The sequence below is a fragment of the Pseudomonas sp. NPDC087342 genome, assembly GCF_044744265.1.
Taxonomy (GTDB): Bacteria; Pseudomonadota; Gammaproteobacteria; order Pseudomonadales; family Pseudomonadaceae; genus Aquipseudomonas; species Aquipseudomonas nunensis.
The window spans coordinates 61,805-87,212 of sequence record NZ_JBIUXZ010000026.1 but is presented as its reverse complement, the minus strand read 5'-3'; the positions used below and the strand labels follow the sequence as shown (position 1 = coordinate 87,212).

The window sequence follows — 25,408 nt, the reverse complement described above, 5'->3', positions numbered from 1 at the left end:
ATGATGTGAATCTTTTTACGCGCTCCTTTTATGTATTTACCCATTTTCGGGTTCCAGTAACGGGTTTGGTGACCGAAGTGCACACCGGCCTTCAGCATATCGCGCATGTTGACTTGGGACATGATAGTTCCTTAATAAGTCGGGTTTGGCCTCCACGTATCCCAATGACCAACCAGCAGCATCAGCTGAAGGCACCCAGGTCATCGTGTCGACACGTGTGTGGATTTAAGCCTTTCGGGGTATCCCCGGAAAGCGGCGCATTTTATATCACAAGGCAGGAAAAAACGGAACCCGGATTCTGAATTCCTGGCGCGCGCCTTTATCCACGCCCTTGGAATCGCCCAAGAATGCGCCTATCTATAGAGAGAAGCGACGCACAGAGGCTCAGATTTGCGCTGATCGTCTGTTAGAATCGCGTTTTTCAGGGCTGCGAAGATTGACCGCGCAACGCCCATTCCGAATTAGTAAGCGCCGTTGAGCGCAGAGAGAGCCTGTATGACCGTCACCCTCAAGACCCCCGAGGACATCGCAAAAATGCGGATCGCCGGCAAACTGGCCGCCGATGTGCTGGAAATGATTGCCGAACATGTCAAACCGGGCGTCACCACCGAAGAACTGGACCGCATCTGCCACGACTACATCGTCAACGAGCAGCAAGCCATCCCTGCCCCGCTCAACTACAAGGGCTTCCCGAAGTCGATTTGCACCTCGATCAACCACGTGGTCTGCCACGGCATCCCGAATGAGAAGCCGTTGAAGAATGGCGACACCGTGAACATCGACGTGACCGTGATCAAGGACGGCTACCACGGCGACACCAGCCGCATGTTCCACGTCGGCACCGTGCCGGTCTGGGCCGAGCGTCTGTCGCAGGTCACCCAGGAATGCATGTACAAGGCCATCGAAATTGTCAAACCCGGCTGCCGTCTGGGCGACATCGGTGAAGTGATCCAGAAGCACGCGGAAAAGAACGGCTTCTCGGTGGTTCGCGAATTCTGCGGCCACGGCATCGGCAAGGTGTTCCACGAAGAACCACAGATCCTGCACTACGGCCGCGCCGGCACCGGCATGGAACTGAAAGCCGGCATGACCTTCACCATCGAGCCGATGATCAACCAGGGCAAGGCCGACACCAAGGTGTTGGGCGACGGCTGGACCGCGATCACCAAGGACCGCAAGCTCTCGGCGCAGTGGGAACACACCCTGCTGGTCACCGAAACCGGCTACGAGATCTTCACCCTGCGCGCCGATGACACCATCCCCCGCGTTTCGGCCTGATCGACCCGCACAGTTCACAGCCTTATAGAAAGGAAAGCCAATCGATGCCGCAGGTGGATCCCGAACTCTTCGACCGTGGCCAGTTCCAGGCGGAACTGGCCCTGAAGGCCAGCCCGATTGCGGCCTTCAAGAAGGCGATTCGCCAGGCCCGCGAGGTACTCGACGGGCGTTTTCGCAGCGGGCGGGACATTCGCCGGTTGATCGAGGATCGTGCCTGGTTCGTCGATAACATCCTGCAAAAGGCCTGGGAGCAGTTCAACTGGAGCGAAGACGCCGATATCGCACTGGTTGCGGTCGGCGGCTACGGTCGCGGCGAGTTGCACCCCTATTCCGACATCGATCTGCTGATCCTGCTGGACAGTGCCGACCACGAAGTTTTCCGCGATTCCATCGAGCGTTTTCTGACGCTGCTGTGGGACATCGGCCTGGAAGTCGGTCAGAGCGTGCGTTCGGTGGACGAATGCGCCGTCGAGGCCCGCGCCGACCTGACTGTCGTCACCAACCTGATGGAGAGCCGCACCATCTGCGGCCCCGAGCGCCTGCGCCAGCGCATGCTCGACGTCACCAGCACCGCGCACATGTGGCCGAGCAAGGAGTTTTTCCTGGCCAAGCGCGCCGAGCAAAAGGCCCGTCATCACAAGTACAACGACACCGAATACAACCTGGAACCCAACGTCAAAGGTTCGCCCGGCGGTTTGCGGGATATCCAGACGATTTTGTGGGTCGCCCGTCGTGAGTACGGCACCCTGAACCTGCGGGCCCTGGCCGGCGAAGGCTTTCTGGTAGAGAGCGAAAACGCCCTGCTGGCCTCGTCCCAGGAATTCCTGTGGAAGGTTCGTTACGCCCTGCACATGCTCGCTGGCCGCTCCGAAGACCGCTTGCTGTTCGACCACCAGCGCTCCATCGCCGGGCTGCTGGGGTTTGAAGGCGATGACGCCAAGCAAGCCATCGAAAACTTCATGCAGCAGTATTACCGCGTGGTCATGAGCATCGCCCAGCTCAGCGACCTGATCATCCAGCACTTCGAGGAAGTCATCCTCGCGCCGGAAGACGAAGCACCGCCGCAGCCGATCAACTCGCGATTCCAACTACACGATGGCTACATCGAAGCCCGCAATAACAATGTGTTTCGTCGTACGCCGTTCGCAATGCTCGAAATCTTCGTGCTGATGGCCCAGCAACCGGAAATCAAAGGCGTGCGGGCCGATACCATTCGTCTGCTGCGGGAAAACCGTCACCTGATCGACGACGACTTCCGTAACGATATTCGCAACACCAGCCTGTTTATCGAGCTGTTCAAGTGCAAGATCGGCATCCATCGCAACCTGCGGCGGATGAACCGTTACGGCATCCTCGGGCGTTACCTGCCGGAGTTCGGCTTTATCGTCGGGCAGATGCAGCACGACCTGTTCCACATCTATACGGTCGACGCTCATACCCTGAACCTGATCAAGCATCTGCGTAAGTTGCAGTACACCCAGGTGTCGGAAAAATTCCCGCTGGCCAGCAAGCTCATGGCCAAGCTGCCCAAGCCCGAGCTGATCTACCTGGCCGGCCTGTACCACGACATCGGCAAGGGCCGGCATGGCGACCACTCGGACATCGGTGCGGTGGACGCCGAAGCCTTTTGCCAGCGTCATCAATTGCCGGTGTGGGACAGCCGCCTGATCGTCTGGCTGGTGCAGAACCACTTGGTGATGTCGACCACCGCCCAGCGCAAGGACTTGTCCGACCCGCAGGTCATCCACGATTTCGCGCAGATCGTCGGCGATGAAACCCATCTCGACTACCTGTACGTGCTGACCGTCGCCGACATCAACGCCACCAACCCGACGCTGTGGAATTCCTGGCGTGCCAGCCTGTTGCGTCAGCTCTACACCGAAACCAAGCGCGCCTTGCGTCGCGGCCTGGAGAATCCGGTGGACCGCGAGGAGCAGATCCGCCAGACCCAGAGCGCGGCACTGGACATCCTGGTGCGCGGCGGCACCGACCCGGACGACGTAGAGCAGCTGTGGGCGCAACTGGGCGATGACTATTTCCTGCGCCACACCGCTGGCGACGTGGCCTGGCACAGTGATGCAATCCTGCAGCAGCCGGCCGATGGCGGTCCGCTGGTGCTGATCAAGGAAACCACCCAGCGCGAATTCGAGGGCGGCACGCAGATCTTCATCTATGCGCCCGACCAGCACGACTTCTTCGCCGTGACCGTGGCCGCGATGGACCAGCTCAACCTGAACATTCACGACGCGCGGGTTATCACCTCCAGCAGCCAGTTCACCCTCGACACCTACATCGTGCTCGACACCGACGGCGACTCGATCGGCGATAACCCGACGCGGGTCAAGCAGATCCGCGAAGGCCTGACCGAAGCCCTGCGCAACCCGGACGATTACCCGACGATCATCCAGCGTCGGGTGCCGCGCCAGCTCAAGCACTTTGCGTTCGCGCCGCAAGTGACGATCCACAACGACGCCCAGCGTCCGGTGACCGTGCTGGAACTCAGCGCCCCGGATCGCCCGGGTCTGCTGGCGCGCATTGGCGGCATCTTCCTCGAGTTCGATCTGTCGCTGCAGAACGCGAAGATTGCGACCCTGGGCGAGCGCGTGGAAGACGTGTTCTTCATCACCGACGCGAACAACCAGCCGCTGTCCGACCCGTTGCTGTGCAGCCGCTTGCAGGATGCAATCGTTGAGCAACTGAGCGTCAGCCAGGAACCCGATATCAAACTGTCTCGAATCAGTATCTGAACCAACATATTTCCCCTGTGGGAATGGATTTACTGTGGCGAGGGGGCTTGCCCCCGTTGGGTCGCGAAGCGGCCCCAAAACCTGCATCCGCAGTGTCTCAGACACACCGCATGCAATGGCTTTGCGACTGCTGCGCAGCCGAACGGGGGCAAGCCCCCCTCGCCACACAAGCCCGCTCCCACATTAGAAGAGGCCCCCGATGAACAACGCTCTGAACCAGTTGCAGCCCTACCCGTTCGAGAAGCTCCGCGCCCTGCTCGGCAGCGTCACGCCCAACCCGGACAAGCGCCCTATCGCGCTGTCGATCGGCGAGCCGAAGCACCGTTCGCCAAGCTTTGTCGCTGAAGCCCTGGCCAGCAATCTGGATCAGATGGCCGTTTATCCGACCACCCTCGGCATCCCGGCCCTGCGCGAAGCCATCGCGGCCTGGTGTGAACGTCGCTTTGACGTCCCGAACGGCTGGCTCGACCCGGCGCGCAATGTGCTGCCGGTCAACGGCACCCGTGAGGCACTGTTTGCCTTCACCCAAACCGTGGTCAACCGTGGCGACGACGCGCTGGTGGTCAGCCCGAACCCGTTCTATCAAATCTACGAAGGCGCGGCATTCCTCGCCGGGGCCAAGCCGCATTACCTGCCGTGCCTCGACGAAAACGGCTTCAACCCGGATTTCGATGCCGTTTCGCCCGACATCTGGAAACGTTGCCAGATCCTGTTCCTGTGCTCGCCGGGCAATCCGACCGGCGCACTGATCCCGGTCGACACCCTGAAAAAGCTGATCGCCCTGGCCGACCAATACGACTTCGTGATCGCTGCCGACGAGTGCTACAGCGAACTGTACTTCGACGAACAAACCCCGCCGCCGGGCCTGCTCAGCGCTTGCGTGGAACTGGGCCGCAAGGACTTCAAGCGCTGCGTGGTGTTCCACAGCCTGTCCAAGCGTTCCAACCTGCCGGGCCTGCGTTCGGGTTTTGTCGCCGGTGACGCCGACATTCTCAAAGGCTTCCTGCTGTACCGCACTTATCACGGCTGCGCGATGCCGGTTCAAACCCAACTGGCCAGTGTCGCCGCGTGGAACGACGAAGTGCACGTGCGCGCCAACCGTGCGCTATATCGCGAAAAATACGATGCGGTATTGGAAATCCTCAGCCCGGTACTGGATGTGCAGCGCCCGGATGGCGGTTTCTACCTGTGGCCGAACGTTGAAGGTGATGACGAGGCGTTCTGCCGGGATTTGTTCGTTGAAGAACACGTGACGGTGGTGCCGGGGTCGTACCTGTCCCGCGACGTGGACGGCACCAATCCTGGCGCTGGCCGGGTGCGTATGGCGCTGGTTGCGCCGTTGGCCGAGTGCGTTGAAGCCGCCGAGCGGATTCGCGCCTTCATCCAGCGCCGTAAATAACTCCCCCCTTGTAGGAGCGAGGCTTGCCCGCGAAGGCGGTGTCTCAGGTAAGACGCCTTCGCGGGCAAGCCTCGCTCCTACGGGGGACGGTGTTATTTCACTTGGCCGAGGTTTGCTTCGCTCAGGTCCAGTTCCCCCAGCACTTCACGCAACACGTCATCACCGATCTGGTGGTGACGGCTGAGGCTGTATAACTCCAGACGCTGCGCCCGCAGCGCCTTCAAGCGCAATCGCCGCTCCAGCAGGTCCATCTGAAACGCCAGGGCTTGGGCTTCGGCCGAGTCGTTGAACACCTCGAGTTGATGCCGATATTCGGACATGATCCGCGCTTTCAGTTCAGCCGCCAGTGCGGCCTCAGCCGCATCCGCAGGCTTGGCTTCTTCGACTTCCAGCGCATGAATCGCCGCCTCTGCAGTTTTGCGCCAAGCCTCACGCACTTCATTGCGACGCTTGTCGTCGGGGCTTTTCTCGATGCCACGCAATAACAGCGGCAAGGCAATGCACGCCGCGATCAGCGACAGCAGAATCACCCCGGCAGCGATGAAAATCAGCAGGTCACGTTCGGGAAACGCATCAGCCCCCATTAATAGCGGCACCGACAGCACGCCCGCCAGGGTCACCGCACCGCGCACGCCGCCGACGGTCAGCAACCAGCAGGATCGCGCCGTGGGCACCAGCGTCAACTCGCCCTTGCCACGCCAGCGGCGCAACAGTCCCGAGAAGCGCCACGTGCTCTGCACCCAGATAAACCGCAGCACCAGCAACACCAGAAAAATCGCCACCACGTCCAGGCAACGGTAGAGCAGGGTCGGCCACAACGAGGTTTCGTGACTGGCCACAGCCTTGATGATGTCCGGCAGTTGCAAGCCCAGCAGCAGGAAGATCAGGCCGTTGAAGGCGAATTCCAGCAACGACCAGACACTGCGATTGAGCAATCGGGTGCTGGTCTGGCGTGGCAGCAGGTCGAGCCAGCTCTGCATCATCCCCGCGGCCACCGCCGACAAAATGCCGGATGCACCAAGACGTTCGGCCAGCACGTAAGCGGCGAACGGCAGCAGCAACATGAACACCACGTGAGTCGCCGGATCATCCCAGCCCCGCGCGATCATCCACGAACGCAAGCGCCCGACCAGCCAACTGAGCGCCACACCAATGGCCAGGCCACCGACCGCCACCAGTACGAAGGTCAGACTGGCGTTGGCCAAGGAGAACACGCCCGTCACCGCGGCGACCAAGGCAAACTTGAAGGTCACCAGGCCCGACGCATCGTTCATCAACGCCTCGCCCTGCAGCATGTGCATCAGCGGTGTCGGCAAGCGGTTCTGGGAAATCGCCGAAACCGCCACGGCATCCGTCGGCGACAATACCGCCGCCAGCGCAAACGCCACCGGCAGCGGGATACTCGGGATCAACCAGTGAATGAAATACCCGGCGCCGACCACCGTGAACAGCACCAAACCGACGGCCAGGGTCAGGATCGGCCCGCGCAGACGCCACAGTTCACGCTTGGGCATGCGCCAGCCATCGGAAAACAGCAGCGGCGGCAGAAACAGAAAGAGAAACAACTCGGGGTCCAGAGCCACATGCAGGCCCAACGTGGGCCAGGCGAGTAAAGCACCCGCGCCGATCTGCACCAATGGCAGGGGCAGCGGGATCACCCGTCCGATCAGGCGTGAAACGCCGACCAGCATCAACAGGATCAGGACGGTGTAGGCGGTTTGCATAAAGCGTTATTCCCAGACAATCGACAGCATTGAAGTGCCATATTAGCCGCTTAGACTGCTGGCTGGCCGTTGCACCAATGTCGCATCGCCCCAAACTGCCACGATTCCTGTAGGAGCAAAGCTTGCTCGCGAAGAGGTCGTCACATACAACATTGATGTTGGCTGGCACACCGCCTTCGCGAGCAAGCTCAGCTCCTACAGGTTTTGCGCTTTAACCGGAAGGCCATGGCATAATCCGTCACCATTTTTTTCCAGCACCTGCAAAGGGGGCAATTCCTTGACCGATTCAAGCAAAACGTTGCACCTTTTCGGCATCAAAGCCTGCGACACCATGAAAAAGGCGCGCACCTGGCTCGATGAACACGCTGTCAGCTATGACTTTCATGATTACAAAACGGCCGGTATCGACCGTGAACACCTCAACCAATGGTGCGACGAGCACGGCTGGCAAGTGGTGTTGAACCGCGCAGGCACGACCTTTCGCAAACTCGACGACGAACGCAAAGCCGATCTCGACCAAGCGAAAGCCATCGAACTGATGCTCGCACAACCCTCGATGATCAAGCGCCCGGTGCTTGATCTCGGTGACCGAACCCTGATTGGCTTCAAGCCAGATATCTACGCGGCCGCACTCAAGTAAGGCAGCCCGTTCTTTTTGTTAGAGGTATCAACATGTCCAATTCTCTGTTCAGCCTGGCCTTTGGTGTCGGCACTCAAAACCGTCAAGGCGCATGGCTGGAAGTGTTTTACGCACAGCCGCTGCTCAATCCGTCGGCCGAGCTGGTCGCTGCGATTGCACCGGTCCTGGGCTACACCGAAGGCAACCAGGCCATCGCTTTCACTACCGCACAGGCTTCGCAACTGGCTGAAGCGCTGAAGAATGTCGACGCTGGCCAAGCCGCATTGCTGACCCGCCTGGCCGAAAGCCACAAGCCGCTGGTCGCGACCATCCTGGCTGAAGACGTACAACTGACGTCCACGCCTGAGGCCTACCTCAAGCTGCACCTGCTGTCCCACCGTCTGGTCAAGCCTCACGGCCTGAATCTGGCCGGCGTGTTCCCGCTGCTGCCGAACGTTGCCTGGACCAGCCAGGGCGCCATCGATCTCGCCGAACTGGCCGAGCATCAACTGGAAGCCCGCCTGCGTGGCGAGCTGCTGGAAGTGTTCTCGGTGGACAAGTTCCCGAAAATGACCGACTACGTGGTTCCGGCCGGCGTGCGTATCGCTGACGCCGCGCGGATTCGCCTGGGCGCCTACGTGGGCGAAGGCACCACCGTGATGCACGAAGGTTTCGTCAACTTCAACGCGGGCACCGAAGGCCCGGGCATGATCGAAGGTCGTGTGTCGGCTGGCGTGTTCGTCGGCAAGGGTTCGGACTTGGGCGGCGGTTGCTCGACCATGGGCACCCTGTCGGGCGGCGGCAACATCGTGATCAAGGTTGGCGAAGGCTGCCTGATCGGCGCCAACGCCGGTATCGGTATCCCGTTGGGCGACCGCAACACTGTTGAATCGGGCCTGTACGTGACCGCTGGCACCAAAGTCGCGCTGCTGGACGAAAACAACAAACTGGTCAAAGTCGTGAAGGCTCGTGAACTGGCTGGCCAACCTGACCTGTTGTTCCGTCGCAATTCGGAGACCGGTGCGGTGGAATGCAAAACCCACAAATCGGCCATCGAACTGAACGAAGCACTGCACGCTCACAACTAAGCAGACCGCGAAACGATCACCTGTGCCTTGCCCTCGATCTTGATTTTGATCTTGGTCTTGATCTTGATCTTGATCTTGATCTTGATCTTGATCTTGATCTTGATCTTGATCTTGATCTTGATCTTGATCTTGATCTTGATCTTGATCTTGTAGGAGCGAGGCTTGCCCGCGAAGGCGTCTTCACTGACGCCCAAAAGCTTCGCGGGCAAGCCTCGCTCCTACAAGGGCAAGGGCGAGGAACATCAAGGTCAGGCGCTCCCCCCGCCCATGTTTACCAGGGCTCAAATAGCATGATGATTCCTTCTCCCTGGCGCGCCGATTTTCCGGCCATCGCCGCCTTGCAACGGCAAGACCAGACCTATCTGGACAACGCCGCCACCACGCAAAAACCTCAAGCCCTGCTGGATGCCCTGACGCATTACTACGCCAACGGCGCGGCCAACGTGCATCGGGCGCAACACTTGCCCGGCGCCCACGCTACCCAGGCGTTCGAGGACAGCCGCAGCAAAATCGGCCAATGGCTGAATGCCGGCGATTGCGGGCAGATCATCTTTACCCACGGCGCGACTTCCGCGCTGAACCTCCTGGCCTATGGCCTGGAACACTTATTCAGTCCGGGCGATGAGATTGTCATCAGCGCCCTGGAGCATCACGCTAATTTGTTGCCCTGGCAGCAACTGGCCCTGCGCCGCGACTTGAAGCTGATCGTTTTGCCGCTGGACGCCGACGGCTTGATTGACCTCACGACCGCCGCGCAATTGATCGGCCCGCGAACCCGGTTGCTCGCGGTCAGTCAGCTCTCCAACGTGCTCGGCGCCTGGCAGCCGTTGCCCGAATTGCTGGCGATGGCCCAAGCGCACGACGCGTTGACCGTGGTCGATGGTGCTCAAGGCATCGTTCATGGCCGGCATGACGTGCAGGAGTTGGGTTGCGACTTTTATGTGTTTTCCAGCCACAAGCTCTACGGCCCTGACGGTTTGGGCGTGCTGTTCGGTCGCAATGAAGCGCTCAAGCAGCTGCGTCATTGGCAATTTGGCGGTGAAATGGTGCTGGACGCCAATTACCACGACGCCCGCTTCCGCCCGGCGCCGCTGGGTTTCGAAGCCGGAACGCCGCCGATTGCCAGTGTGATTGGCCTCGGCGCGACCCTGGATTACCTGAGCGGGCTGGATCAGGACGCAGTGAACGCCCACGAAGCGGCGCTGCATGACTATTTGCTCAAGGGTCTTGAGGCACGCAATGGCATTCGATTGCTGGGCAAGCCGCAACTCGCGTTGGCCAGTTTTGTCGTCGAGGGTGTGCATAACTCCGATCTCGCGCATTTGCTGACCGAACAGGGGATCGCCGTGCGCGCCGGTCATCACTGCGCCATGCCGCTGCTCAAGAGCTTCGAACTGGCGGGGGCGATTCGGGTATCGCTGGCGCTGTATAACGACTCTGAAGATCTGGAGCGGTTCTTTGAAGCGCTGGATCAGGCGTTGGAGTTGCTGCGATGAGTTTGCCGGCCGATGCGGTTTTAGCGCTGGAAACATTTGAACAAGCCGGAAGCTGGGAACAGCGGGCGCGATTGCTGATGCAATGGGGCGATCGCCTGCCGGCGTTGAGCGATGTGGATAAGGTTGACGCCAATCGCGTGCATGGCTGTGAAAGCCAGGTTTGGCTGGTGGGAACATTGCAGGATGGGCATTGGCAGTTTGCCGCGAGCAGCGATGCACGGTTGATTCGCGGGTTGGTTGCGTTGCTGCTGGCGCGGGTTAACGGGTTGTCGGCGGTTGAGTTGCGGCAGGTGGATTTGCCGGATTGGTTCAATCAGCTTGGATTGAGCCGGCAGTTGTCGCCGTCGCGCAGTAATGGCCTGAATGCCGTGCTACAGCGAATGAATGAGTTGGCTGCTTCCCTGTAGGAGCGAGGCTTGCCCGCGAAAGCGGTGTGTCAGGCATGACGCCTTCGCGGGCAAGCCTCGCTCCTACAGGGTTTGCCAGGTTGATCGTTCCCACGCTCTGCGTGGGAATGCATCCCGGGACGCTCCGCGTCCCTTCCAAAGCCGAACGCCGAGCGTCCGTTGAAGCATTCCCACGCGGAGCATGGGAACGATCGGTGTCAGGCGGGTTTCACCCGGTCTGCAGGGCGCCGCACACCCGCCACAATCTTATCCACAGCCTTGGTCGCCGCGACCATGCCGAACGTCGCCGTCACCATCATCACCGCGCCAAACCCGCCGGCGCAGTCGAGCTTCACGCCATCGCCGACAAAACTCTTCTGCAAACAAATGCTGCCATCCGGTTTCGGGTAGCGCAGCTGTTCGGTGGAGAACACGCACGGCACGCTGTAATGGCGGGTCACGGTGCGGGAGAAGTTGTAGTCGCGGCGCAACGTCGAGCGCACTTTCGAGGCCAGCGGATCGTTGAAGGTCCGGTTCAGGTCGCAAACCTGGATCAGCGTCGGGTCAATCTGCCCGCCCGCGCCACCGGTGGTGATGATCTGGATCTTGCGGCGTTTGCACCAGGCGATCAGCGCAGCCTTGGCATTCACGCTGTCGATGCAGTCGATCACGCAGTCGATGTTCGGCGTGATGTACCCGGCCATGGTCTCGCGGGTCACGAAATCCGCCACCGCGTGCACCGTGCAGTCCGGATTGATCCCGCGCAGGCGCTCGGCCATCACCTCGACCTTGGGTTTGCCGACGGTGCTGTCCAGCGCGTGCAACTGACGGTTGGCGTTGCTGACGCAGACGTCATCGAGGTCGAACAGCGAAATCTCGCCCACGCCACACCGGGCAATGGCTTCCGCCGCCCAGGAACCGACGCCGCCAACGCCGACAATCGCCACGTGGGCCGCGCGCAAGCGGTCCAGGCCTTCAATGCCATACAACCGAGCGATGCCGGCAAACCGCGGATCTTCTGTACTCATGACCATTACCCCAAAAACCGGCGCGCATTATAGGGCTTCGCAGCCACAAGTTTTAAGCTTCAAGCTACAAGTGTAAGAACTTAAGACAAACTTCAGTGCCAAATGTGAGGCTTTTCCTTGCTTGCTGTACGGTAAGTGAAAGCACGGTGTAGGATGCGCGCCCCTTGGCCAACCGCCGACCCGTTCCTTCGTTCCACAGCCTTTGGAACCTGAAATAGCTATGTCATCGCGTAAATTTGGACTCAACCTGGTTGTGGTGCTCGCCATCGCTGCCTTGTTTACCGGCTTCTGGGCGCTGATCAACCGCCCGGTCACCGCTCCCAACTGGCCTGAACAGATCTCCGGTTTTTCGTACTCGCCGTTTCAACAAGGCCAGTACCCACAGAAAGACCAGTACCCGACCGACGATGAAATGCGTCGCGACCTGGAGATCATGAGCAAGCTAACGGACAACATCCGCACCTACTCGGTCGACGGCACGCTGGAGGACATTCCCAAACTGGCGGAAGAGTTCGGCCTGCGCGTGACCCTGGGGATCTGGATCAGCCCGGACCAGGAACGCAACGAACGCGAGATCCTGCGCGCCATTGAATTGGCCAACACTTCCCGCAGTGTGGTTCGCGTGGTTGTAGGCAACGAGGCAATCTTCCGTAAGGAAATTACCGCAGCCGAACTCAGCGTCATCCTCGACCGCGTCCGCGCCGCCGTGAAAGTGCCGGTGACCACGTCCGAGCAGTGGCACGTCTGGGAAGAACACCCGGAACTGGCCAAGCACGTCGACCTGATCGCCGCGCACGTCCTGCCTTATTGGGAATTCATCCCGGTGGACAAGGCCGGTCAATTCGTCCTCGATCGCGCCCGGGACCTGAAAAAGATGTTCCCGAAAAAACCGCTGCTGCTTTCGGAGGTTGGCTGGCCGAGCAACGGCCGCATGCGTGGCGGCACCGATTCGAGCCCGGCGGACCAGGCGATTTACCTGCGCACCTTGGTTAACAAACTGAACCGCCAGGGCTTCAACTACTTCGTGATCGAAGCCTTCGACCAACCGTGGAAGGCCACTGACGAAGGCTCGGTGGGCGCGTATTGGGGCGTGTTCAACGCCGCGCGCCAGCAGAAATTCAACTTCGAAGGCCCGGTGGTCGCGATTCCGCAATGGCGCGTGCTGGCGATCGGCTCGGCCGTATTGGCCTTGTTGTCCCTGACCTTGCTGATGATCGACGGCTCGGCCCTGCGCCAGCGTGGCCGCACCTTCCTGACCTTTATCGCGTTCCTGTGCGGTTCGGTTCTGGTGTGGATCGGTTATGACTACAGTCAGCAATACAGCACCTGGTTCAGCCTGACGGTGGGCTTCTTGCTCGCCCTCGGTGCGCTCGGGGTGTTTATCGTATTGCTGACCGAAGCCCATGAACTGGCCGAAGCGGTCTGGACTCACAAGCGCCGGCGAGAATTCCTGCCGGTCGTGGGGGATTCGGACTACCGACCGAAAGTGTCGATTCACGTACCGTGTTACAACGAACCGCCGGAGATGGTCAAACAGACCCTCAACGCCCTGGCCAACCTCGACTATCCGGACTTCGAAGTCCTGATCATCGACAACAACACCAAGGACCCGGCGGTCTGGGAACCGGTGCGCGATTACTGCGAAACCCTCGGCCCGCGCTTCAAGTTCTTCCACGTCGCCCCGTTGGCCGGTTTCAAGGGTGGCGCGCTGAACTACCTGATCCCGCACACCGCCAAGGATGCCGAAGTGATTGCGGTGATCGACTCGGATTACTGCGTCAACCCGAACTGGCTCAAGCACATGGTGCCGCACTTCGCCGATCCGAAAATCGCCGTGGTGCAGTCGCCACAGGATTATCGCGACCAGAACGAAAGCACCTTTAAGAAGCTCTGCTACGCGGAATACAAAGGCTTCTTCCACATCGGCATGGTCACCCGTAACGACCGTGACGCGATCATCCAGCACGGCACCATGACCATGACCCGACGTTCGGTGCTCGAGGAACTGGGCTGGGCTGACTGGTGCATCTGTGAAGACGCCGAACTGGGTCTGCGCGTATTCGAAAAAGGTCTGTCGGCGGCGTATTACCACACCAGCTACGGCAAAGGCCTGATGCCGGATACCTTTATCGACTTCAAGAAACAGCGTTTCCGCTGGGCCTATGGCGCGATTCAGATCATCAAGCGCCACACTGCCAGCCTGCTGCGCGGCAAGGACACCGAGCTGACCCGTGGCCAGCGTTACCACTTCCTCGCGGGCTGGTTGCCGTGGGTGGCGGACGGCATGAACATCTTCTTCACCGTCGGCGCCCTGTTGTGGTCAGCGGCGATGATCATCGTGCCGCAACGGGTCGATCCACCGCTGCTAATCTTCGCGATCCCGCCATTGGCGCTGTTCGTGTTCAAGGTGGCCAAGATCATCTTCCTGTACCGCCGTGCGGTCGGGGTCAATCTGAAGGATGCGTTCTGCGCAGCACTGGCCGGCCTGGCGTTGTCGCACACCATCGCCAAAGCGGTGCTGTACGGCTTCTTCACCAGCAGCATTCCGTTCTTCCGTACGCCGAAAAACGCCGATAACCACGGCTTCTGGGTGGCGATTTCGGAGGCGCGCGAAGAGGTGTTCATCATGCTGCTGTTGTGGGGCGCAGCGCTGGGGATCTTCCTGGTGCAGGGCCTGCCGAGCAACGACATCCGTTTCTGGGTGATCATGTTGCTGGTGCAGTCGCTGCCGTACCTGGCGGCGCTGATCATGGCGTTCCTGTCTTCGCTGCCCAAACCGGCCGCCGAGCCTGAGCCTCTACCAGCCGTCTAAATCAGTACAGATGCACTAAACGGCGGCCAATGGCCGCCGTTTTGCTTTAAGATAACCGCCATTTTGCAGGCCTTGGCGGAATACGGTTTGTCGATCGAACCCAATCCCTGTGGGAGCGAGCCTGCTCGCGAATGCGATGTAACAATCAACGTTTATGTTGACTGACACACCGCATTCGCGAGCAGGCTCGCTCCCACATTAGTCCATGCCCAATTTCAAGCTTCCGGAGTTTTCCATGACGGCCCACGCCGACCTTTCGCCGACCCTTCAACTCGCCATTGACCTGATCCGCCGTCCGTCCGTGACGCCGGTCGACGCCGATTGCCAGAAGCAGATGATGCAGCGCCTGGGCGATGCCGGATTCCAACTGGAGCCGATGCGCATCGAAGATGTGGATAACTTCTGGGCCACCCACGGCAAACACGACGGCCCGGTGCTGTGCTTCGCCGGTCACACCGACGTGGTCCCGACCGGTCCGGTCACCGCGTGGCAGATCGACCCGTTCAACGCGGTGATCGACGAACACGGCATGCTCTGCGGCCGTGGCGCGGCGGACATGAAAGGCAGCCTCGCATCGATGACCGTGGCCGCCGAACGTTTCGTCGCCGACTACCCGGATCACAAGGGCAAGGTTGCGTTCCTGATCACCAGTGACGAGGAAGGCCCGGCGCACCACGGCACCAAGGCTGTGATCGAACGCCTCGCCGCGCGCAAGGAGCGTCTGGACTGGTGCATCGTCGGCGAACCGTCGAGCACCACTCTGGTCGGTGACGTGGTCAAGAACGGTCGTCGCGGTTCTCTCGGCGCCAAGCTGACCGTGCGCGGTATTCAGGGCCACGTGGCTTATCCGCACCTGGCGAAGAACCCGATCCACCTCGCCGCCCCGGCCCTGGCCGAACTGGCCGCCGAGCATTGGGATCACGGCAACGATTTCTTCCCGCCGACCAGCTTCCAGATTTCCAACGTCAATTCCGGCACTGGCGCGACCAACGTGATTCCAGGTGATCTGGTCGCGGTGTTCAACTTCCGCTTCTCCACCGAATCCACCGTCGAAGGCCTGCAAAAGCGCGTTGCTGACATCCTCGACAAACATGGCCTGGACTGGCACGTGGATTGGGCGCTGTCGGGTTTGCCGTTCCTCACCGAACCGGGCGCTTTGCTGGATGCCGTGGCGTCGAGCATCAAGGACATCACCGGCCGCGAAACCAAGGCGTCCACCAGTGGCGGTACGTCCGACGGTCGCTTCATCGCGACCATGGGTACGCAGGTAGTTGAGCTGGGGCCGGTCAACGCGACGATTCACCAGGTCAACGAACGTGTGCTGGCCGCCGACCTCGACGTGCTGACCGAAATTTACTACCAGACCCTGATCAAGTTGCTCGCCTGATGCTGGCCTGCCCGATCTGCAGCGAACCGCTCAACGCGGTGGACAACGGCGTGGCCTGCCCCGCCGGGCATCGTTTCGACCGCGCGCGCCAGGGTTACCTGAACCTGTTGCCGGTGCAGCACAAGAACAGCCGCGACCCTGGGGATAACCTGGCGATGGTCGAGGCCCGCCGCGACTTCTTGAACGCCGGCCACTATGCACCGGTGGCCAAGCGCCTGGCGGAACTGGCGGCGCAATACGCGCCCCAGCGCTGGCTCGACATCGGTTGTGGCGAGGGTTACTACACCGCGCAAATCGCCGAGGCATTGCCCAACGCTGATGGTTACGCACTGGATATTTCCCGGGAAGCGGTCAAACGCGCCTGCAAGCGCAATCCGCAGTTGACGTGGTTGATCGCCAGCATGGCGCGGGTGCCGTTGGCGTCCGGCAGTTGCCAGTTCCTCGCGAGTGTTTTCAGTCCGCTGGACTGGGAAGAAGCCAAGCGCCTGCTGAGCCCTGGCGGCGGTTTGATGAAAGTCGGCCCGACCAGCGGCCACCTGATGGAGTTGCGCGAAAGTCTGTACGACGAAGTGCGTGAATACACCGACGACAAGCATCTAGCCCTGGTGCCGGAAGGCATGGCGCTGGCGCACAGTGAAACCCTGGAATTCAAACTGACGCTGGTAAGTGGTCAGGATCGTGCCAACCTGTTGGCCATGACGCCCCACGGCTGGCGCGCCAGTGCCGAACGCCGGGCAGCGGTCATCGAGCAGGTCGAGCCGTTCGAAGTCACGGTTTCGATGCGTTACGATTACTTCGTACTTCAATAATTTTTGGTCTTGAGCAACAGCTTGAGGCCGGCTAAATCCGCGAATGGATTTTTCAAGACCGCAGTGAGGACATCCATGCGCCAACCCGATATCGAGATTTACCTGAAAGACGCCGACGTCGACTACAAGACCGTCGCCGATTGGCTGAGCGCCGCGTTGGGCCCGTGCAGTGAGTGGGTCAAGAAAGGCCAGACCTACAAGTGCAAGGCCGGCAACGTACCAGTCACCTGGCTGCCGAAAGCCGTGGGCAAATGGAACAGCCTGTACCTGGAAAGCGACCAGACGCCGTGGGAAGACGACATCGCCTGCGCCCGTGCAGCCTTCGCCGCGCTGAACGTCGAAGTGCGTTGCGCGCCGGGAACGTGGGTCGAGGAAGAAGGTGAAGAGACCGCGGATCGCTGGATGCGCATCAGCGCTGATGGTGAAGAAGAAATCACCTGGAAGACCGCGTAATCAGCCACACCGCAAACCCGTAGGAGCGAGGCTTGCCCGCGAAGCTTTTAGCGCCAGTGATGACGCCTTCGCGGGCAAGCCTCGCTCCTACGGATCATGCGTGATCCGGGGATCGGGTTTACAGACCTACAACATCCTCAGCCTGCAATCCCTTCTCGCCCGTCACCACGGCGTACTCAACCTGCTGGCCTTCAGCCAGCGAACGGTGGCCTTCGCCGCGAATCGCGCGGTAGTGCACGAACACGTCCACTCCGTCCTCGCGTTGAATGAAGCCGTAGCCCTTGGCGTCGTTGAACCACTTCACATTGCCGGTCTCGCGCGTAGCCATGTCTCGTTACCCCCTTGTTTTTATTTTGAGCGGTCGAGTATATGACAGCCGCGAAAACTCTCAACTCAAGTTTACTTGACCGCTTTTTTGCCGATTTTCGGCGAATACGGCACACTATCGACCGCCCGAGCATTTGCTCGGTTTTATTCACTCAAGCAGAAGCCGTATGACCCGTTCCCCGTTCCGCCGTCTTGTGTTTGGCACCCTGCGCCGACTGTTGTACCTCTGGGTTCGCTCGGAGACGATCAACCAGTCGTCCCTTACCCTCAACCTCGACCGCAGCCGTCCGGTGTTCTACGTCCTGCAAAATCCTTCGCTGACCGACCTGGCCGTGGTCGACACCGAGTGCACCAAGGCCGGCCTGCCGCGCCCGGTGCTGCCGGTATCGGTGGGTACGTTGATCGAACCCGCTGCGTTCTTTTACCTGACACCCGAGCCCGACTGGCTCGGTCGCCAGGACAAACGTGGTGCGCCGCCGACCCTGACCCGTCTAGTCAGCGCCCTGAGCCAGAACGCCGCCGAAGATGCGCAGATCATTCCGGTCAGCGTGTTCTGGGGTCAGTCGCCGGACAGCGAGTCGAGCCCGTGGAAGCTGTTGTTCGCCGACAGCTGGGCGGTCACCGGGCGCCTGCGCCGCTTGCTCAGCATCATTGTGCTGGGGCGCAAGACCCGCGTGCAGTTCTCGGCGCCGATCCATCTGCGCGAACTGATCGAGCACAACAAGGGTCACGAGCGCACCGTGCGCATGGCCCAGCGGATCCTGCGGGTGCACTTCCGCAACCTCAAAGCTGCCGTAATCGGTCCGGACATTTCGCACCGTCGCAATCTGGTCAAAGGCTTGCTCAATCAGCCCTTGGTCAAACAAGCGATCCTCGACGAAGCCGAGCGCGAGAAAATCTCCCCGGAAAAAGCCAAGGCCCAGGCCCTGCGCTACGGCAACGAGATCGCCTCGGACTACACCTACACCGCGATCCGCTTCCTGGAAGTGGTGCTGAGCTGGTTCTGGAACAAGATCTACGATGGGATCAAGGTCAACCACATCGAAGGCGTGCAGAAAGTCGCCCAGGGTCACGAAGTGATCTATGTGCCGTGCCACCGCAGCCACATCGATTACCTGCTGCTCTCGTACCTGCTGTTCCGCAACGGCCTGACTCCGCCGCACATTGCCGCCGGGATCAACCTGAACATGCCGGTGATCGGCAGCCTGTTGCGCCGTGGCGGTGCGTTTTTCATGCGCCGTACCTTCAAGGGCAACCCGCTGTACACCTCGGTGTTCAACGAATACCTGCACACCCTGTTCACTAAAGGCTTCCCGGTCGAGTACTTCGTCGAGGGCGGCCGTTCGCGCACCGGGCGCATGCTGCAACCGAAAACCGGGATGCTGGCGATCACCCTGCGCAGCTTCCTGCGTTCGTCGCGCATGCCGATCGTATTCATTCCGGTGTACATCGGTTATGAACGTGTACTGGAAGGCCGGACCTACCTCGGCGAACTGCGTGGCGCGAGCAAGAAGAAAGAATCGATCTTCGACATTTTCAAAGTCATCGGCGCCCTGAAGCAGCGCTTCGGCCAGGTGGCGGTGAACTTCGGCGAACCGATCAAACTCGCGGAGTTCCTCGACAGTGAGCAACCAGACTGGCGCCAACAGGAGCTCGGCCCGCAGTTCAAACCGGCCTGGCTCAACGAAACCACCAACCGCCTCGGTGAGAAAGTCGCGCAGCATTTGAACGAAGCCGCGGCGATCAACCCGGTGAATCTGGTGGCCTTGGCGCTGCTGTCCACCAGCCGTTTGGCGCTGGATGATCGTGCGATGGCGCGGGTGTTGGATTTGTATCTGGCGCTGTTGCGCAAAGTCCCGTACTCGCCGCACACCACATTGCCGGAAGGCGATGGTCGGGCGCTGATCGAGCATGTGAAGGACATGGATCTGCTGTCCGAACAGAGCGACGCGCTGGGCAAGATTCTATACCTGGGCGAGCAGAACGCCGTCCTGATGACCTACTACCGCAACAACGTGTTGCACATCTTCGCCCTGCCGTCTCTGTTGGCGAGTTTCTTCCAGAGCGCATCGCGCATGAGCCGCGAACAGATCCTGCGCTACACCCGCGCGCTGTACCCGTACCTGCAATCGGAACTGTTCATCCGCTGGTCGATGGAGGAGCTGGACGGCGTGGTCGATCAGTGGCTTGAAGCCTTTGTCGAGCAAGGCTTGCTGCGATTCGAGAACGACGTGTACCTGCGTCCGGCACCGAGTTCGCGGCATTTCGTGTTGCTGACCCTGCTGTCGAAAAGCATTGCCCAGACCCTGCAACGCTTCTACATGACCGTTTCCTTGCTGCTCAACAGCGGCCAGAACAGCATCAGCGCCGAAGAACTGGAAGACCTGTGCACAGTCATGGCCCAGCGCCTGTCGATCCTCCATGGCTTGAACGCCCCGGAGTTCTTCGACAAGAGCCTGTTCCGCCACTTCATCCAGACCATGCTCGATCTGGACGTGCTCAAGCGTGATGAAGCCGGCAAGCTGAGCTACCACGAACTGCTCGGCGAACTGGCCGAAGGCGCGGCCAAGCGCGTACTGCCGGCGGAGATTCGCTTGTCGATCCGCCAGGTAGCGTTGCATCGCAGTGAAGATGCTGCGGATCAGGTCGCCACACCGCCTGAGGCTTGATGCAATCAATAACGGTGGGAGCAAGCTCCCACCTATCCACTGATTTCCCTTATTCGTACAAGGAAGCCGCCATGCTCCGCCCTACCCTTCGCTTCGCCGGCCTCTGCGCTGGCTTGATGATTTCCGCCAGCGCACTGGCGCTGTCCCTCAGCGATCTGTCGCAGAACGACGCCACCGGCGGCCTCAAGGACGCCTTGACCCAAGGCGCGCAACTGGCCGTTAAACAACTCGGCACGCCAGGCGGCTTCAGCAACAACCCGGACGTGAAGATCGAACTGCCGGGCAAACTCGGCAAAGTCGCGAAAAAAATGAAGCAGTTCGGGATGGGCGACCAGGTTGATCAGCTGGAAACCAGCATGAACAAAGCGGCTGAAACCGCCGCGACCCAGGCCCAGCCGATCCTGGTCGATGCTGTGAAAAAAATGAGCCTGTCCGACGCCAAGGGCATTCTCAGCGGCGGCAAGGATTCAGCCACTCAATACCTGGATAAATCCAGCCGCGAACAGATCCGCGCCAAGTTCCTGCCGATCGTCAAGCAAGCCACTGATCAGGTTGGCCTGGCCAAACAATACAACTCGTTCGCCGGCCAAGCCGCGACCCTCGGCGTGGTGGACGCGAAGAGCGCCAACATCGAAAGCTACGTGACTGAGCAGGCGCTGAACGGCTTGTTCGAGATGATCGGCAAGCAAGAAGAAACTATCCGCCAAAACCCGGCAGCTGCGGCAACCAGCCTCGCCAAGAAAGTCTTCGGCACGCTCTAAGCCTCACAGCAAAACCCTGTGGGAGCGGGCTTGCTCGCGAAAGCGGTGTATCAGTCAACGTTGATAGCGACTGACACACCGCCTTCGCGAGCAAGCCCGCTCCCACACAGGCTCGCTCCTGCAATAAGTCAGGCCTTTGCGGTAGACCTCGGTAAAGCCAGTCACCGCCCGCAAAACGACCGAACACTGGAAATCGATGAAGTAAGTCAGGTCCAGGTCATCGGCTTCGGTGTGCAGATACGAGCGTCCATACTTCACCGGCGCGTTGCGTAACAGTGTGCTGATGGCGATATAGCGAAAGGCCGAAAAGTCATTCTTGAACATGGACCAGTAAAACAGCGCTCGGGCGACGCGGCCGTTGCCGTCGCGAAACGGATGCTCGTAGCCCAAGGCAAAATGTAGCGCGATGGCTTTGATCAAGGGATGAATGTAATCCGCATGGAAGGGGTCGTTATTGGCTTGATTGATCCACTTCGCCAGCGCTTGCAAGCGTAATGCGAGCCCCGCCGCGGGAGGCGGTGTGTGGACGGTGTTGCCCTCGCCGTCCTGCACCACCACATCATCTTTGACCCTGAAAGTCCCGGGACTGTATTTCGCGTCGTCGATGCCTTCGACGCCCACGCAATGGATCGCCGCGATCAACTCGACACTCAAGGGTCGGTCACGCATTTCCCAGGCGAAATTCATCATCTTGTAATTGCCGATGACCATGCGTTCATCCGGCGTGCGCGGCAGGCGCTTGCGCTTGAGCATGTCCTTGGCCACTCGCGTGGTGGTAGCCGCGCCTTCCAGCTGGCTGCTGCTGATGGCTTCGTCTTCGATCAGGTCATTGAGCAGGTAACTGAAATGCGCCTGCTCACCAATCTGGCGACACATGTACGCCAACGTTGCAGTCGTCGCCTCTCGGTCGACGGTGGATATCGCGAGTTGCGCGACCGGTGTCAGCACAAAGTTGGCCCATTGGATCGGCTCGCCCAATGGCAACAGTCTTGCGTACTGGGCGGTGCGGGCCTTTTTGACCAGTGCCCAACAGAGATGGGTATCCAGGCCCGGCGCCCAGCGATGGCGCAAGTCATCAAACGGAAGGTAACGGCCTTGACCGTCCAGAGGCTTCAGCAGTACGAGGTAATCCGAAAGGCGTTCTTTGTGCGGAGATTGCGCCAGCAGGTCAAACACAGGGTCGGACCTGCCTCTCAGCGCAGGGGGCTTTTTCATTACGACTGCCTCAAGAACTCATCAAAACCGAGTCCGGAGTACAGCATTCAGCCCACTGCGACTCAATATCAGAGCATTCTGAAAATCCTGTAGGAAATCTATTGTGGGAGCAGGCGGCCCGGAGGCCGCCGAGATCACTCGGTTTCTTTCTTGATCCTGAACCACGCCGCATACAGCGCCGGCAGGAACAGCAACGTCAACGCCGTCGCTACGATCAATCCGCCCATGATTGCCACCGCCATCGGCCCGAAGAACACGCTGCGCGACAGCGGGATCATCGCCAGCACGGCGGCGAGTGCCGTCAGCACGATGGGCCGGAATCGGCGCACGGTGGCTTCGATGATCGCTTGCCACGGCTTGAGGCCGGCGGCGATATCTTGTTCGATCTGGTCCACCAGGATCACCGAGTTGCGCATGATCATCCCGGACAAGGCGATGGTCCCGAGCATGGCGACAAAGCCGAACGGTTGGCGGAACACCATCAGGAACAGGGTCACGCCGATCAAGCCCAATGGCGCTGTCAGAAACACCATCGCCGTGCGTGAGAAACTGCGCAGTTGCAGCATCAGCAAAGTCAGCACCACGACGATGAAAAGTGGTACGCCAGCTTTCACCGAGTTCTGTCCGCGAGCCGAATCCTCCACGGTGCCGCCGACTTCCAGCAAGTAGCCGTCCGGCAGTTCCGCGCGAATCGGGTCGAGGGTCGGCATGATCTGCTGCACCAGGGTCGCCGGTTGTTCCTTGCCGTAGATGTCGGCACGAATCGTCACGTTGGGCAGGCGGTTGCGGTGCCAGATGATGCCTTCTTCGAAGCCATATTCCAGGGTCGCGATCTGCGACAGCGCCACACTTTTGCCGTTGTCGGTCGGCACCGCGAGGCTCGGCAGCAGCGACAGTTCGGTGCGTTCATGCACGGTGCCGCGCAGCAGGATTTCGATCAACTCGTTGTCTTCGCGGTACTGGCTGACGCTGGAACCGGTCAGGGAGCTTTGCAAAAACTTCGACAGGTTGGCGGTGCTCACACCGAGGGCGCGGGCGCGATCCTGATCGACGTTCAGGTACACGACTTTGCTCGGTTCTTCCCAGTCCAGATGCACGTTGACCACGTGAGGATTCTCGCGAACCTTCTCCGCGACTTTGCGCGCCAAGGCCCGGACTTCTTCGATGTGTTCACCGGTCACGCGGAACTGCACCGGATAGCCAACGGGTGGGCCGTTTTCCAAACGTGTAACCCGCGAGCGCAGGGCCGGGAATTGTTCGTTGAGGGTTTCGATCAGCCAGGTGCGCAGGGTTTCGCGCTCCTCGATGGTCTTGGCCAGGACCACAAACTGGGCGAAGCTCGCGGCAGGAAGTTGCTGATCCAGCGGTAGGTAAAAACGCGGCGAACCGGTGCCGACGTAGGCCACGTAATTGTCGATGCCGGCGTGATCCTTCAACAGACCTTCAAGGCGTTTAACCTCGTCGTTGGTGTTGCTCAGGGACGCGCCTTCGGCCAGTTTGAGATCGACCATCAATTCCAGACGCCCCGAGGCCGGGAAGAATTGCTGCGGCACGAAGCGGAACAGGAAGATGGAGCCGATGAACAACACCACGGTCAGCACGATCACGGTCTTGCGCCAACGCACGCACCACTCCACCAAGCGCCGAACGCGCTGATAGAACGGCGTGCCATACGGGTCAGGCTGACCGCCCGTGGTGCCGTGTTTGGCGGCGTGAATCTTCGCCAGGTCCGGTAGGAGTTTTTCCCCGAGGTACGGCACAAACACCACGGCAGCAATCCACGAGGCCAACAGCGCGATAGTCACCACCTGGAAGATCGAGCGGGTGTATTCGCCGGTGCCCGATTGCGCAGTGGCGATCGGCAGGAAACCGGCTGCGGTGATCAACGTGCCGGTGAGCATCGGGAACGCGGTGCTGGTCCAGGCGAAGCTGGCGGCTTTGATTCGGTCGAAGCCCTGCTCCATTTTGATCGCCATCATTTCCACGGCGATGATCGCGTCGTCCACCAGCAAGCCCAAGGCCAGAACCAGTGCGCCGAGGGAAATCTTGTGCAGACCGATGCCGAGGTAATACATGCAGGCGAATGTCATCGCCAGCACCAGCGGAATCGCCAGCGCCACCACCATCCCGGTGCGCACGCCGAGGGAGAAAAAGCTCACCAGCAACACGATCGCCAGGGCTTCCACCAGCACTTGGACGAACTCGCCGACTCCGGTTTTCACCGCGGCGGGCTGGTCCGAGACCTTGCGCAATTGCATGCCGGCCGGAAGGTTTTTCTGGATGCGGTCGAACTCCACTTCCAGGGCCTTGCCCAGTACCAGAATGTCGCCACCGTCCTTCATCGCTACGGCCAGACCGATCGCGTCTTCAGCCATGAAGCGCATGCGCGGCGCCGGTGGATCGTTGAAACCGCGACGCACGTCAGCGACATCGCCGATACGGAACGTACGATCACCGACCCGGATCGGGAAGTTTTGGATCTGATCGACCGTCTGAAAATTCCCCGAGACCCGAAGCTGCAATCGCTCGCTGCTGGTTTCGAAGAATCCGGCGGTGGACACCGCGTTCTGTTCCTCAAGCGCCTGCTGCACAGCGGCCAGCGGCAAGCCGAGGGTGGCGAGCTTGACGTTGGACAGTTCGATCCAGATCTTCTCGTCTTGCAGGCCGAGCAGATCGACCTTGCCCACATCCTTGACTCGTTGCAGCTGAATCTGGATGCGGTCGGCGTAATCCTTGAGCACCGCGTAGTCAAAACCGTCGCCGGTCAGGGCGTAGATGTTGCCGAACGTGGTGCCGAATTCATCGTTGAAAAACGGCCCTTGAATGCCCGGCGGCAAGGTCTGGCGGATGTCGCTGATCTTCTTGCGGACCTGATACCAGAGCTCCGGGATCTGCGCCGAGTGCATCGAATCCCGGGCCATGAACGTCACCTGGGATTCCCCCGGACGCGAGAACGAGACGATGCGCTCGTACTCGCCGGTTTCCATCAGCTTCTTTTCAATACGCTCGGTGACCTGGCGCGAGACTTCCTGGGCCGTGGCCCCCGGCCAGTTGGTGCGGATCACCATGGCCTTGAAGGTGAACGGCGGGTCTTCGCTTTGGCCGAGCTTGGTGTAGGAAAGCGCGCCGACGATTGCCAGCAAGAGCATCAGGAACAGTACGATCTGGCGGTTACGCAGCGCCCATTCGGAAAGATTGAAACCCATCGGG

The 25,408-nt window shown here is 60.4% G+C and carries 20 protein-coding genes; 13 read left to right on the top strand and 7 right to left on the bottom strand.

Translation table 11 applies throughout. The features are described 5' to 3' along the window. Nucleotides 1-122, bottom strand: a 122-nt coding sequence (locus ACIOYV_RS29090) for a 30S ribosomal protein S2 (protein ID WP_401329346.1), incomplete at its 3' end; no start/stop codon positions are given. A gap of 373 nt (nt 123-495) precedes the next feature. Between ACIOYV_RS29090 and map the strand changes: the two genes are divergently transcribed. The 3 genes from map (at nt 496) to dapC (ending at nt 5,424) form a co-directional block, all read left to right on the top strand. Beyond that, complete coding sequence (map, locus tag ACIOYV_RS29085; RefSeq protein ID WP_054047195.1) at nt 496-1,278, top strand: type I methionyl aminopeptidase; 783 nt, start codon at nt 496-498, stop codon at nt 1,276-1,278. A gap of 44 nt (nt 1,279-1,322) precedes the next feature. After that, nucleotides 1,323-4,025, top strand: coding sequence for a [protein-PII] uridylyltransferase (locus ACIOYV_RS29080; protein ID WP_054047198.1), 2,703 nt, complete (start codon nt 1,323-1,325; stop codon nt 4,023-4,025). A gap of 199 nt (nt 4,026-4,224) precedes the next feature. Beyond that, nucleotides 4,225-5,424 (top strand): succinyldiaminopimelate transaminase, encoded by a 1,200-nt coding sequence (gene dapC, locus ACIOYV_RS29075; RefSeq protein WP_401329342.1) that lies wholly within the window; start codon nt 4,225-4,227, stop codon nt 5,422-5,424. 92 nt (nt 5,425-5,516) lie between these two features. Here the strand turns inward: dapC and ACIOYV_RS29070 are convergent, their stop codons facing one another. Next, nucleotides 5,517-7,148, bottom strand: a complete 1,632-nt coding sequence (locus ACIOYV_RS29070) for a Na+/H+ antiporter (RefSeq protein WP_054616010.1) — start codon at nt 7,146-7,148, stop codon at nt 5,517-5,519. 277 nt (nt 7,149-7,425) lie between these two features. Here ACIOYV_RS29070 and ACIOYV_RS29065 point away from each other — a divergent pair, with 277 nt between their 5' ends. Continuing rightward, complete coding sequence (locus ACIOYV_RS29065) at nt 7,426-7,788, top strand: ArsC family reductase (protein ID WP_054047203.1); 363 nt, start codon at nt 7,426-7,428, stop codon at nt 7,786-7,788. 32 nt (nt 7,789-7,820) lie between these two features. Next, complete coding sequence (dapD, locus tag ACIOYV_RS29060; RefSeq protein WP_401329337.1) at nt 7,821-8,855, top strand: 2,3,4,5-tetrahydropyridine-2,6-dicarboxylate N-succinyltransferase; 1,035 nt, start codon at nt 7,821-7,823, stop codon at nt 8,853-8,855. Here dapD and ACIOYV_RS29055 read toward each other — a convergent pair. Beyond that, nucleotides 8,852-9,064, bottom strand: a complete 213-nt coding sequence (locus ACIOYV_RS29055) for a hypothetical protein (RefSeq protein WP_401329334.1) — start codon at nt 9,062-9,064, stop codon at nt 8,852-8,854. The two genes, dapD and ACIOYV_RS29055, sit on opposite strands and share 4 nt — an antisense overlap. A gap of 81 nt (nt 9,065-9,145) precedes the next feature. Here ACIOYV_RS29055 and ACIOYV_RS29050 point away from each other — a divergent pair, with 81 nt between their 5' ends. Both ACIOYV_RS29050 and ACIOYV_RS29045 read left to right on the top strand, forming a co-directional pair. Next, entirely contained in the window at nt 9,146-10,351 is a 1,206-nt protein-coding gene (locus ACIOYV_RS29050) for an aminotransferase class V-fold PLP-dependent enzyme (RefSeq protein WP_401329331.1), read from the top strand. Next, a complete protein-coding gene (locus ACIOYV_RS29045; protein ID WP_401329328.1) occupies nt 10,348-10,758 on the top strand; it encodes a SufE family protein in 411 nt (136 codons plus the stop codon). The genes ACIOYV_RS29050 and ACIOYV_RS29045 overlap by 4 nt, the downstream gene beginning before the upstream one ends. 197 nt (nt 10,759-10,955) lie before the next feature. On the opposite strand, the gene tcdA is transcribed toward ACIOYV_RS29045, so the two are convergent. Continuing rightward, nucleotides 10,956-11,765, bottom strand: a complete 810-nt coding sequence (gene tcdA / locus ACIOYV_RS29040) for a tRNA cyclic N6-threonylcarbamoyladenosine(37) synthase TcdA (protein WP_401329325.1) — start codon at nt 11,763-11,765, stop codon at nt 10,956-10,958. A 220-nt stretch (nt 11,766-11,985) separates the two neighbouring features. Between tcdA and ACIOYV_RS29035 the strand changes: the two genes are divergently transcribed. The 4 genes from ACIOYV_RS29035 (at nt 11,986) to ACIOYV_RS29020 (ending at nt 17,226) form a co-directional block, all read left to right on the top strand. Next, on the top strand, nt 11,986-14,577 hold the full coding sequence (locus ACIOYV_RS29035) for a glycosyltransferase (protein WP_401329323.1): 2,592 nt from the start codon (nt 11,986-11,988) through the stop codon (nt 14,575-14,577). A gap of 235 nt (nt 14,578-14,812) precedes the next feature. After that, nucleotides 14,813-15,964 carry a succinyl-diaminopimelate desuccinylase gene (gene dapE, locus ACIOYV_RS29030; protein ID WP_054616014.1) on the top strand — a complete coding sequence of 384 codons (1,152 nt, stop codon included), beginning with the start codon at nt 14,813-14,815 and terminating at the stop codon, nt 15,962-15,964. Continuing rightward, entirely contained in the window at nt 15,964-16,773 is an 810-nt protein-coding gene (locus ACIOYV_RS29025) for a putative RNA methyltransferase (RefSeq protein WP_401329319.1), read from the top strand. Before dapE ends, ACIOYV_RS29025 begins: the two co-directional genes overlap by 1 nt. 75 nt (nt 16,774-16,848) lie before the next feature. Next, complete coding sequence (locus ACIOYV_RS29020) at nt 16,849-17,226, top strand: hypothetical protein (RefSeq protein ID WP_163908717.1); 378 nt, start codon at nt 16,849-16,851, stop codon at nt 17,224-17,226. A 118-nt stretch (nt 17,227-17,344) separates the two neighbouring features. Here the strand turns inward: ACIOYV_RS29020 and ACIOYV_RS29015 are convergent, their stop codons facing one another. Beyond that, complete coding sequence (locus ACIOYV_RS29015) at nt 17,345-17,554, bottom strand: cold-shock protein (protein ID WP_010462862.1); 210 nt, start codon at nt 17,552-17,554, stop codon at nt 17,345-17,347. A gap of 166 nt (nt 17,555-17,720) precedes the next feature. On the opposite strand from ACIOYV_RS29015, the gene plsB reads away from it, so the two are divergent. Both plsB and ACIOYV_RS29005 read left to right on the top strand, forming a co-directional pair. Beyond that, nucleotides 17,721-20,222, top strand: coding sequence for a glycerol-3-phosphate 1-O-acyltransferase PlsB (plsB, locus tag ACIOYV_RS29010; RefSeq protein WP_290024813.1), 2,502 nt, complete (start codon nt 17,721-17,723; stop codon nt 20,220-20,222). A gap of 71 nt (nt 20,223-20,293) precedes the next feature. Continuing rightward, nucleotides 20,294-20,983, top strand: coding sequence for a DUF4197 domain-containing protein (locus ACIOYV_RS29005; protein ID WP_401329314.1), 690 nt, complete (start codon nt 20,294-20,296; stop codon nt 20,981-20,983). Between the two features lie 54 nt (nt 20,984-21,037). Here ACIOYV_RS29005 and ACIOYV_RS29000 read toward each other — a convergent pair whose 3' ends face one another. Both ACIOYV_RS29000 and ACIOYV_RS28995 read right to left on the bottom strand, forming a co-directional pair. Beyond that, nucleotides 21,038-22,198 (bottom strand): Fic family protein, encoded by a 1,161-nt coding sequence (locus ACIOYV_RS29000; RefSeq protein WP_401329311.1) that lies wholly within the window; start codon nt 22,196-22,198, stop codon nt 21,038-21,040. A gap of 134 nt (nt 22,199-22,332) precedes the next feature. Then, nucleotides 22,333-25,404: an efflux RND transporter permease subunit gene (locus ACIOYV_RS28995; protein ID WP_401329308.1), complete on the bottom strand. Its 3,072-nt coding sequence runs from the start codon at nt 25,402-25,404 to the stop codon at nt 22,333-22,335. Between the last annotated feature and the right edge of the window lie 4 nt (nt 25,405-25,408).

Bases quoted from the DNA above. Each gene is read 5' to 3' on its own strand.
- ACIOYV_RS29045 (WP_401329328.1), top strand. From the start codon at position 10,348: ATGAGTTTGCCGGCCGATGCGGTTTTAGCGCTGGAAACATTTGAACAA.
- ACIOYV_RS29035 (WP_401329323.1), top strand. From the start codon at position 11,986: ATGTCATCGCGTAAATTTGGACTCAACCTGGTTGTGGTGCTCGCCATC.
- plsB (WP_290024813.1), top strand. From the start codon at position 17,721: ATGACCCGTTCCCCGTTCCGCCGTCTTGTGTTTGGCACCCTGCGCCGA.
- ACIOYV_RS29025 (WP_401329319.1), top strand. From the start codon at position 15,964: ATGCTGGCCTGCCCGATCTGCAGCGAACCGCTCAACGCGGTGGACAAC.
- ACIOYV_RS29080 (WP_054047198.1), top strand. From the start codon at position 1,323: ATGCCGCAGGTGGATCCCGAACTCTTCGACCGTGGCCAGTTCCAGGCG.
- tcdA (WP_401329325.1), bottom strand. From the start codon at position 11,765: ATGAGTACAGAAGATCCGCGGTTTGCCGGCATCGCTCGGTTGTATGGC.
- ACIOYV_RS29020 (WP_163908717.1), top strand. From the start codon at position 16,849: ATGCGCCAACCCGATATCGAGATTTACCTGAAAGACGCCGACGTCGAC.
- dapE (WP_054616014.1), top strand. From the start codon at position 14,813: ATGACGGCCCACGCCGACCTTTCGCCGACCCTTCAACTCGCCATTGAC.
- ACIOYV_RS28995 (WP_401329308.1), bottom strand. From the start codon at position 25,404: ATGGGTTTCAATCTTTCCGAATGGGCGCTGCGTAACCGCCAGATCGTA.
- ACIOYV_RS29070 (WP_054616010.1), bottom strand. From the start codon at position 7,148: ATGCAAACCGCCTACACCGTCCTGATCCTGTTGATGCTGGTCGGCGTT.
- ACIOYV_RS29050 (WP_401329331.1), top strand. From the start codon at position 9,146: ATGATGATTCCTTCTCCCTGGCGCGCCGATTTTCCGGCCATCGCCGCC.
- map (WP_054047195.1), top strand. From the start codon at position 496: ATGACCGTCACCCTCAAGACCCCCGAGGACATCGCAAAAATGCGGATC.
- dapD (WP_401329337.1), top strand. From the start codon at position 7,821: ATGTCCAATTCTCTGTTCAGCCTGGCCTTTGGTGTCGGCACTCAAAAC.
- ACIOYV_RS29000 (WP_401329311.1), bottom strand. From the start codon at position 22,198: ATGAAAAAGCCCCCTGCGCTGAGAGGCAGGTCCGACCCTGTGTTTGAC.
- ACIOYV_RS29015 (WP_010462862.1), bottom strand. From the start codon at position 17,554: ATGGCTACGCGCGAGACCGGCAATGTGAAGTGGTTCAACGACGCCAAG.
- ACIOYV_RS29005 (WP_401329314.1), top strand. From the start codon at position 20,294: ATGCTCCGCCCTACCCTTCGCTTCGCCGGCCTCTGCGCTGGCTTGATG.
- dapC (WP_401329342.1), top strand. From the start codon at position 4,225: ATGAACAACGCTCTGAACCAGTTGCAGCCCTACCCGTTCGAGAAGCTC.